At 56.4% G+C, this 9782-nt stretch carries 4 protein-coding genes and 1 pseudogene; all 5 read left to right on the top strand.

Annotation, left to right across the window (positions count from 1 at the left end; all coding sequences use genetic code 11):
* A pseudogene (eno, locus tag Q1Q75_RS09240) lies at positions 1-723 on the top strand (phosphopyruvate hydratase); the annotation flags it as partial.
* A gap of 297 nt (positions 724-1020) precedes the next feature.
* Complete coding sequence (locus Q1Q75_RS09235) at positions 1021-1887, top strand: hypothetical protein (RefSeq protein ID WP_300669666.1); 867 nt, start codon at positions 1021-1023, stop codon at positions 1885-1887.
* 374 nt (positions 1888-2261) lie between these two features.
* Positions 2262-3902 (top strand): CTP synthase, encoded by a 1641-nt coding sequence (locus Q1Q75_RS09230; RefSeq protein ID WP_300669665.1) that lies wholly within the window; start codon positions 2262-2264, stop codon positions 3900-3902.
* A gap of 455 nt (positions 3903-4357) precedes the next feature.
* Positions 4358-6985 (top strand): aminopeptidase N, encoded by a 2628-nt coding sequence (gene pepN / locus Q1Q75_RS09225; RefSeq protein WP_300669663.1) that lies wholly within the window; start codon positions 4358-4360, stop codon positions 6983-6985.
* A 950-nt stretch (positions 6986-7935) separates the two neighbouring features.
* Positions 7936-9693: a bifunctional UDP-sugar hydrolase/5'-nucleotidase gene (locus Q1Q75_RS09220; protein WP_300669662.1), complete on the top strand. Its 1758-nt coding sequence runs from the start codon at positions 7936-7938 to the stop codon at positions 9691-9693.
* Positions 9694-9782: the final 89 nt, after the last annotated feature.

Genomic DNA, 9782 nt, shown 5'->3' with positions numbered 1-9782 from the left:
GAGACCTTCCATAACCTGAAAAAAATTCTCAAAGGCAAGGGGCTCTCCACCGGTGTGGGCGATGAGGGGGGCTTTGCGCCCGACCTTGGCTCCAACGAAGAGGCGATCCAGCTGATCATAAAAGCCATTGAGATGGCGGGCTATGTGCCGGGTGAGGACATTGCTCTGGCCCTGGATGCGGCTGCCAGTGAGTTCTTTGAAGACGGAAAATACCTCCTCAAGAGCGAAGGCCGCAGCCTGACCGCCGATGAGATGATTGCGTATTACACCTCTCTGGTCGATTCCTACCCCGTGGTCTCCATCGAAGACGGCCTCGCCGAAGGCGACTGGGACGGCTGGATCCGTATGACCGAGCTCTTGGGTGACCGTGTTCAGCTGGTGGGCGATGACGTGTTTGTCACCAACCCCGCCATTCTGGAGAAAGGGATCATTGATTCCGCGGCCAACTCTATCCTGATTAAGCTCAACCAGATCGGCACCGTCACTGAGACTCTGGACGCCATCGAGATGGCTGCCCAGGCAGGTTTTACAACGGTTATTTCTCACCGCTCCGGTGAGACAGCCGATACCTTCATCGCTGATCTTGCCGTGGCTGTCAACGCCGGGCAGATCAAGACCGGTTCCATCTCTCGAAGTGACCGCGTCGCCAAGTACAACCAGCTGATGCGCATCGAGGAAGAGCTGGGTGCTGCCGCGCGTTATAACGGACGAATCTTCGGGTAGCCGGAAATAAAGGGTTAACAAGGCGATGCCTCCCTCGATATGGGGGGGGGCGATGCCACGGCGGGGTGCCGTTGTGGTTTGTCTTAAGTGGCCTTTTTTTCAGGTATCTGTTTTTTGAGTTGTCTTGTTTCACTTCCACGGCAGGCCTCCTGCCGTGGAAGCGACAGCCTTTCCAATACGAGGCGCTGGCGCCAGCCCTGCCCGTCATCCGGTGAATGCCAACAGACTTCGGCGGCGTAAGCTGAATCGTTACGTTTTTTCTTTTCATCCCCAAACCCCATGAGAGCGTGTGCCGTGATGCAGCCAGTGACACACAGACGAATTCTTCCTTTGATCCTCCTTTTTCTGCTGGTCTCAGCCGGTTCGGCCCAGGCCTACCTTCTTTCTTCTTCCCAGATCACCCGGCAGATGGTGAAAAAGCTGGGGAAGCCTGTCACGGCGACCCTCCAGCTGAAAGAACTATTTTTTCGCAGCGCGATCACCGACGAGGCCGAAGGGGAGAATCTGGTCTTTGATGAGAGGGTGACCCTTGCCGCCCCCGATCGGTTTCATTCGGTGGTGATGGCCGGGGAGAAGCGGGTGGAGCAGCTCTCCACCTTTGATACCTGGTTTCGCGTGGTGGACGGCCAACTGGATAAGGGGCAGGAGCGAGCAGCGGATCGGTATCGGGACCCCCTGCAGTTTCGCCAGAAGCGTTTGATCACCCAGCGTCTTGCCGATGCCGGTGTGGATCTTTCCGTGACCTCCTTGGACCGATATGCCGGTCGCATCGCCTGGGTCATGGGGGCTAAGCCCTCCGACCCTGAGGGACGGCCTCAGTTCTGGGTGGATAAGGAGAGTTTTCTGCCCATGCGCTGGATTCTCTTTGAGAAGGGGAGCCATCAGCGGGTGGAGATCTGGTACCATGACTGGTTTAAGAAGGGGAACGCCTTTTATCCGGAGCGTATTGAATTTTATGCCGAGGGCAGGCTTTTTCGAGAGATTCGTGTGAAGAGGGTTTCAGCGGGCAAGCCTCTGGACCTTAAACGCTTTAACCCGGCCGCCTATGCCCCCAAAAAGCCAGCCACGCCCGACAAGGCCTCCGTCCCTCCAGAGCTGACGGAAAAAGAGCGGCAGATGAATGAAATAGAGCGCATCCTCTCCAACGATCCTCTGGCCTTTTAACGGTACGTGATCCCTCTGCGTCGAGGCGACCCGCTGTTCGGGGTTGGTTTAAACTAAAGTTTGATATACTTTTTCGAGTTGTCCTGAAAATCTGGCGGGAAATCACGGGCTTGGGTTTTCAAGGCTTGCGTTACGAAAAGTGATTGGATAGGATCCGGTCAACGAAAACAAACCGGATGATATCCATGGCGGAACCCTTTTCCCATGTGATAAAAGAGATAAGCAGGTGTCATTCATGAACCCGTGGCTTATCTTTTTTTTTGATGCATCCGGCAAGGTAAGAACGATGTGCTTGGCCCGTCGGTCAGACGGACCGCGTTCCTATTCGTATAATCCATTTCCAACGCATCTCGTGCGACTTTAGAGGTATATTCATGGGCCATAACACCAAGTACATTTTTGTAACCGGAGGGGTGGTATCATCCCTGGGCAAGGGGCTTGCCTCCGCAGTGATCGGTGCCCTTTTAGAAGCCCGTGGCCTGAAGGTCACGATTCAGAAACTGGACCCTTATATCAACGTCGACCCGGGCACCATGAGCCCCTTTCAGCACGGCGAGGTGTTCGTGACCGATGATGGGGCCGAAACCGACCTTGACCTCGGTCATTACGAGCGTTTCACCACGGCCCGTTTGGGGCGGAACAACAACTTCACCACCGGTAAGATCTATAATTCCGTCATTACCAAAGAGAGACGCGGGGAGTACCTGGGCGGCACGGTGCAGGTGATTCCTCACATCACCGACGAGATCAAGCGCTGTATCCTGCTGGTGGGAGATGACGTGGACGTGGCGTTGATTGAGATCGGCGGAACCATCGGCGACATCGAAAGCCTTCCTTTTCTGGAGGCGATTCGCCAGATGCGGGCCGATCTGGGCAAAGAGAATGTCCTTTATGTTCACCTGACGCTGGTGCCTTACATCGCCGCCGCCGGTGAGCTCAAGACCAAGCCCACCCAGCAGAACGTTAAAGAACTCCGCAGCATCGGCATTCAGCCCAACATTCTTATCTGCCGTTCCGACCGCGAAATTCCCCAGGAACTTAAGCAGAAGATCTCCCTTTTCTGCAACGTGGACGAGGACGCCGTTATTACCGCCAGGGACGTGGACTGCATCTATGAGCTGCCCCAGGTCTACCATGAGGAGGGGCTCGACGAGAAAATCGTGAATCTTCTCCAGATCTGGACCCGGGCGCCTCGCCTTGAAAACTGGCAGGCCTTTGTTCACCGTTTCAAGAACCCCAAAAATCGCATCACCATTGCCATCGTGGGCAAGTATGTGGATCTGACCGAGTCTTATAAGAGTCTCAACGAGGCCCTCTATCACGCCGGGGTACCCAATGATTGCGGTGTGGACCTCGATTTTATCGACTCCGAAACCGTCAATGATGCCAACGCGGCCAAGCTCCTCGCCCATGCCGATGGGATTTTGATTCCCGGTGGGTTCGGTTCCCGGGGCACCGAAGGAAAGATCGCCGCGGCACGCTATGCACGGGAGAAAAAGGTGCCGTATTTCGGCATCTGCCTCGGCATGCAGATCGCCGTCATTGAATACGCTCGCCACGTGGCGGGCATGGAAGATGCCAACAGCGCCGAATTTAACGCCGGGACCCAATACCCCGTTATCTATCTGATGACAGAGTGGGTGAACGAGCGTACCGGTGAAATGGAAAAACGGGATACAGGCTCCGAAAAGGGCGGCACCCTGCGCCTCGGCGCCTACCCCTGCATTCTTAATGAAGGGACCCATGCCTGGGATGCCTACGGAAATGAAACCATCTCCGAACGCCATCGTCATCGCTATGAATTCAACAACGAGTTCAAGGAGGCCCTCACCGAAAAAGGCCTTATTCTCTCTGGCAATTCTCCCAACGGCGAGCTGGTCGAGATCGTGGAAGTCCCCGACCACCCCTGGTTCGTGGCCTGCCAGTTCCACCCCGAGTTCAAGTCCCGCCCCATGCAGCCCCATCCTCTCTTTGTGGCCTTTATCCGGGCGTCCCTGAAGAACACCAAAAAGTAAAAAGCGCCTCCCGTCCAGGGGATGATCCCCTGGACCCCAGATTTTGAATGCTCTCACCTTGAGAAACGAGGGGTGAGAGCATTCGAGGGTGTGCTTGCGTACCGTGTCCGCAGCTCCTATTCTATCTAAAATCAACACTTGATTTGGATTCTGCCCACCTACAGCTCATGCATTTTCGACGCACTGTGCGTTTCCTTGCACTTCACGCGAATGCGGACGCGATAAAGTCTGAGTGACGTCACCCGATGCGCATTCGCAAACCCGCTTTCAAGGTGGCGCCACCTTGCCGCCGGAGACCTGTGTTTGTACCGCCCTTCCGCCTTTGAAGGCTGGTTTTTTCTTTCGCCTTGAATTTTTACGGATTCGTCTTATGTTGAAATCATCGAAGACTGACGCGCGCAGCCGCTGTTCAGCCTGTTTTCTGATGATTCATTGCCCATCGAAAGGGAACCCCCATGACCGAACCTGTCGAAACCCGCCTTAAGGATTACAAGCGCCCTGATTTCAGTGTGGAGACCGTTGATCTTCACGTGGATATATTTGAAACCGAGACCTTGGTCTCCACCACCCTGACTGTTCACAAAAGCCCTGCGGCAGTCAAAGGGGCTCCCTTTGTTCTGGACGGCCGGGAGGTGACCCTTCTTTCCATTGAGATCGATGGCCGCGTGCTTTCCGAAGGGGAGTACACCCTTGAAGGGGAGGTGCTGACTGTACTGGCGGCCCCTGGCGCTTTTACGCTTAAGACCCGTGTAAAGATCCACCCCGAAGAAAATACCTCTCTGGAGGGGCTCTATTTTGCCGATGGCACCTTCCTGACCCAGTGCGAAGCCGAAGGATTTCGTCGCCTCACCTTTTTCCCGGATCGTCCCGATGTGATGAGCAGCTATCGCTGCACGGTGGCGGCGGATCGCGATAAATATCCCGTGCTGCTGGCCAACGGCAACCTCGTGGACGAGGGCGAATTGGACGGGGGCCGTCATTTTGCCACCTGGGAAGACCCCCATAAAAAACCGTGTTATCTCTTCGCCATGGTGGCAGGGGACCTGGCCTGCCTGGAAGACCGCTTTACCACCTTTACTGGCCGCGAGGTGGCCCTGAAATTTTACGTGGATCACCAGGATGCCGACAAATGCGATCACGCCATAGCCTCCTTGAAAAAATCCATGAAATGGGATGAAGAGACCTTTGGGCTCTCCTATGACCTCGACACCTACATGGTGGTGGCCACCCACAGCTTTAACGCGGGCGCCATGGAGAACAAGGGGCTGAACGTTTTTAACTCCAAGTACGTGCTGGCAAAACCCGAAACAGCCACGGACATGGATTTCCAGAACATCGAAGGGGTCATCGGCCACGAGTATTTTCACAACTGGACCGGCAACCGGGTCACCCTGTGCAACTGGTTCCAGCTTTCCCTGAAAGAGGGGCTTACGGTGTTTCGGGATCAGGAGTTCTCTTCGGACATGGGCTCTCGGGCCGTGAAGCGCATCTCCGACGTGCGTGTGCTGCGAGCGGCGCAGTTCCCAGAAGACGCTGGCCCCATGGCCCATCCCATTCGCCCTGAATCCTATATCGAGATGAACAACTTCTATACAGCCACCGTCTACAACAAGGGGGCTGAAGTGATCCGCATGATTCATACCTTCCTGGGACCCGAGGGTTTCCGCAAGGGCATGGACCTCTATGTGGCGCGTCATGACGGCAACGCCGTTGCCTGTGAGGATTTTGTGAAGGCCATGGAAGACGCCTCAGGGGTGGATCTTTCCCGGTTCCGTCTCTGGTACAGCCAGGCGGGAACGCCTGATGTGACGGTCGATCGTGCCTTTGACGCCGAGGCAAAACGCTATACCCTGACCTTGACCCAGAAGGTGCCGGACACTCCGGGACAGTCCAGCAAAAAAGCGATGCAGATCCCTGTGAAAATAGGGTTTCTCGGCAAAGATGGGGCACCCATTGCCCTGACCCTTGAGGGCGAAGCTTCCAGTGGGCCCATCGAGCGTGTCTTAAATTTTTCTGCTGATATGGAGAGTTTTACCTTTACCGGTGTGGATGAGGAACCGGTGCCCTCGCTTTTCCGTGGGTTCTCAGCGCCCATTAACAAGGGAGTGAATTACACCGAGGCGGAACTCATTTTTCTCATGGGTAACGATCCCGATCCCTTTAACCGGTGGGACGCCGCCCAACAGCTTTTCGCGGACACGATCCTCGATATGGTGGCCGGCCTGAAAGAGGGAACGCCCCTCACCCTGAGCGAGCCCCTTGTGGATGCCGTTAAAAAGACCCTCACCCATGAGACCCTGGATAAGGCCCTTATCGCCCAGGCCCTGACCCTGCCTTCGGAGACGGAGCTCGGGGATCGCATGGCGGCAATCGATGTGGACGGGATTCACGCCGCCCGTGAGTTTGTGATCCACACCCTGGCAGAGACATTGAAGGAGAGCTGGAAGGCGGTCTATGAGGCCTGCCATGAGGAGGGTGTCTATTGCCTGGATCCCGAATCCATGGCCACGCGCCGTCTGAAAAGCCTTTGCCTGACCTATCTGGCGCGGGTTGAAAGCCCCGCCTTTATTTTTGAGGCGTTTACCGCTGCCACCAACATGACCGACGGGCTGGCGGCCCTCACCGTCCTGGCCGGGATTGATGCGGCCGAGGGTGACCGGGCTGTGGATTCCTTTTACGCGTCATGGAAGGGCGACACCCTGGTGCTGGACAAGTGGTTCACCGCCCAGGCCACCTCCAACCGCCCCGGCGCCCTGGAACGGGTGATGGCCCTCACCGATCATCCCGCCTTTGATGTCAAAAACCCCAACAAGGTGCGTGCCCTCATCGGCGCTTTCTGCCAGGCCAACCCCTGGCACTTTCATCGCATGGACGGCAAAGGGTACGATCTCCTCGCCGACACCGTCATCGCCCTGAATACCATCAACCCCAGTATCGCCGCGCGCATGGCCTCTGGCTTTAATCGCTGGAAGCGCTATGACAAAACGCGCCAGGCCTTGATGAAAGCCCGGCTTGAACGCATAAAAACCACGGAAAATCTCGCCAACGGTGTGTATGAAATTGTCTCCAAGGCGTTGATGTAAAAAGCATGCCTCTGGGGTGCAGGGGATAAATCCCCTGCACCCCAGGTTCGCGAATGCTCTCGACCTTCGCTTGTAACGCCGGAGGCTTTTGCGTAGGCGGATTCCCCCGTCAATCACATTCCCTGGAGCGTCGCACTCCGGTGCGGCATGGGTCACGACGAACTAAAAAGCCGCACCGGAGTGCGGCGCTCCGTTTCGGTTCGTCTTTCTTGGTTTTTTAAAGGTCGCGGCCCAAACGATTACCAAGACCGAGAAGTTGAATAAAAATGGGTTCAACGACGGGAAACACCGCCAGGGTTTTGACAACGGAGTGGAGGCACCACACTTTGCTGGGTGCGCCGTGCTCCGCCGCGGCTTTTTTGGACGGGGCTTGGCCCCGGCCCAAACAACCTTCACAGCCAAAACTTGCCCCGCATCCGTTATCACTTCCCAACGAGCGGTTCTCTCCCACCGGTATCGCGTAAATGCCGCGGCGGAGCGCGGCGCGCCCGAAAAACAGCACCGTTGAAAAGTTGAAGAAAGATGGCCTAACAAACAGAAACACTGCCAGGGTTTTGACATTGGAATGGATTCACTGCGGCCCCCGACTGGGCGCGCCGTGCTCCGTCGCGGCTTTTTTGGACGGGGCTTGGCCCAGCCCGAACCACCTTAACAGCCAAAACCTGCCTCGCATCCGTTCTCACCCCTCTCCCGTCGCGCGAATGCGGACGCAAGGTGCCCAGGGTACCGCCAGCCGTAGAGCATTCGCAAACCTGCTTTCAAGGTGGCACACCTTGCCGCCGGAGGCACGTTTTTGCCCCGAACTTTAACCATAGAAGGCGCGTTTGCGTTTTGCGCGGAGACTCTGGCGCACCTGGCTGCTTGACGCATAAGGTTCAGGCAGCGTACCCTGTTTCTCGAATTTGGTAAGAAGATGTCGGCTTGAACGTTGTTTTGCGAGGGGTTGTCGGGTGATTAAACGAGTTCTTTTATTTGTTCTGTCGGGTGTCGTGACAGTGATGATAGGGTGCGGCGGGCTGGTCCATGACGGGACGGATTTCGGTCGGCTGGATGGCTTTTCTCTGGGGGTCGGGCATTTCAATGATTCTCATGCCTGTCTTGAAGAGAGTTCTGTGACGCTTGTCGTTGAAGGAACAAAAATCTATGCCCCGGTGGGCGGGTACGCACGTCTGGCTGAAAGGGCCCTGGAGATGCGTGCAGACCATGAAAATTTCCTTCTTTTAAATGCCGGGGATGTTTTTACGGGCACGCTTTTTTTTACCCGCTACAAAGGGGCCGCCGACCTGGACCTGATGGAGACGATGCAGGTGGACGCCATGGTTCCCGGGAATCATGAGTTTGATCAAGGTCCTGGCGTGCTGGCGGATTTCATTGATCAAGCCACCTTTCCCCTGATTGCGGCCAACCTGGACGTCTCGGGTGATGACCGCCTCGCCGGGAAGATCGCTCCATATATCATCAAAACCTTTCATGGTGTGCCTGTGGGGCTTTTCGGTCTGGCCTGTGAAGAGACACCCAGGGTCTCCAGTCCCGGAGAGACGGTTGAGTTCAATGCGTCCATCCCCTCCGCCCGCGCGGCGGTGGATGCATTGAAGGCTCAAGGCATCAAGGTGATCATTGCCCTGACCCATCAGGGGGTGGCGGCCGACTTGAAGCTGGCACAATCCGTCAACGATATCGATTTGATTGTCGGCGGGCATTCCCACACCCTCCTTGGCGATTATTCCGCCATTTCTCTCAACGCCTCCGGGCTTCCCTATCCTCTGATCGAACACTCTCCCGACGGCCATGAGGTCCTTATTGTCCAGGCCTGGTCAAAGGCCCGGGTTTTGGGTGAATTGACCCTGATGTTTGATGGCGAGGGTCGGGTGACCCATTACAACGGCACCTCGCAGGTGCTCTTGGGGCGCAGGATACTCCGGAAAAACGCGGAGGGCGAAAAAGTCCCGGTGGATCCATCGACACGTGATGCGATTGTTGACGTGGTGGCCGGGATACCTGGCCTTGTCTTTGTTTCCGAAGAGGGGCCGGTCGCGGCGCGTATCGGTGAACTGAGCCTGCCCATTGACGCGATGAGAGCGGAGGTTCTGGCCCAGGTACCGGAGACGCTCTGGCATACCCGGGTGCCGGGAAGTGTCCATGTCCAGGCGGGGGTTCTGGCCACAGGAAGCCTCATTGCGCCCCATGTGGCCGAGGCGATGCTTTACCAGGCGCAGGAGGCGAACATGGCGGATGTCTGCATCGCCATTCAGAACGCCGGTGGGGTGCGCACGGATCTGCTGAGGGGCGATCTCACCGTGGGGGATGCGTTTTCCCTCCTTCCCTTTGGAAACACGCTGGTGACGCTTTCTCTCACCGGGGACCAGATCCGCCGACTGCTCTTAGAGGCCGCGGGTCTCGCTGTTTCCAGTCCCACACCCGGAGCGTTCCCCTATACCGCGGGGCTTCGGTATGCCTGGGCTTTGAAGGACGAGACATGGGAGATCAATGAGATTGAGGTGTTTGACAAGGAGAGGTGGGTGACGCTGGTCCCGGAGTCTGTGTATCGTGTAATTACCAACTCCTACCTCGCAAAAGGGGGGGATGGCTACCCGGATTTTACCGGGATGGCCGGGTTTTACGACACTGGATTTGTGGATGTTGATGGGTTTATGGCTTACGCGAGGAAGATGGGGACCCTTTCGCCCCTGGACATGGAGAGGAATTAAGTCAGAGAATGCCTTTATTGACGCCTTTACGCCTATGGGCTAAGGTGCCCGTTATATCGTGATTAATATATCTTTCTCTTACTAAGTTT

Source organism: Desulfoluna sp., from assembly GCF_030145185.1.
In the GTDB taxonomy this organism is placed as follows: domain Bacteria; phylum Desulfobacterota; class Desulfobacteria; order Desulfobacterales; family Desulfolunaceae; genus Desulfoluna.
The sequence above is the reverse complement of the archived record's forward strand: the minus strand, read 5'-3'. Positions and strand labels throughout refer to the sequence as shown.

Bases quoted from the DNA above. Each gene is read 5' to 3' on its own strand.
- Q1Q75_RS09230 (WP_300669665.1), top strand. From the start codon at position 2,262: ATGGGCCATAACACCAAGTACATTTTTGTAACCGGAGGGGTGGTATCA.
- Q1Q75_RS09235 (WP_300669666.1), top strand. From the start codon at position 1,021: ATGCAGCCAGTGACACACAGACGAATTCTTCCTTTGATCCTCCTTTTT.
- pepN (WP_300669663.1), top strand. From the start codon at position 4,358: ATGACCGAACCTGTCGAAACCCGCCTTAAGGATTACAAGCGCCCTGAT.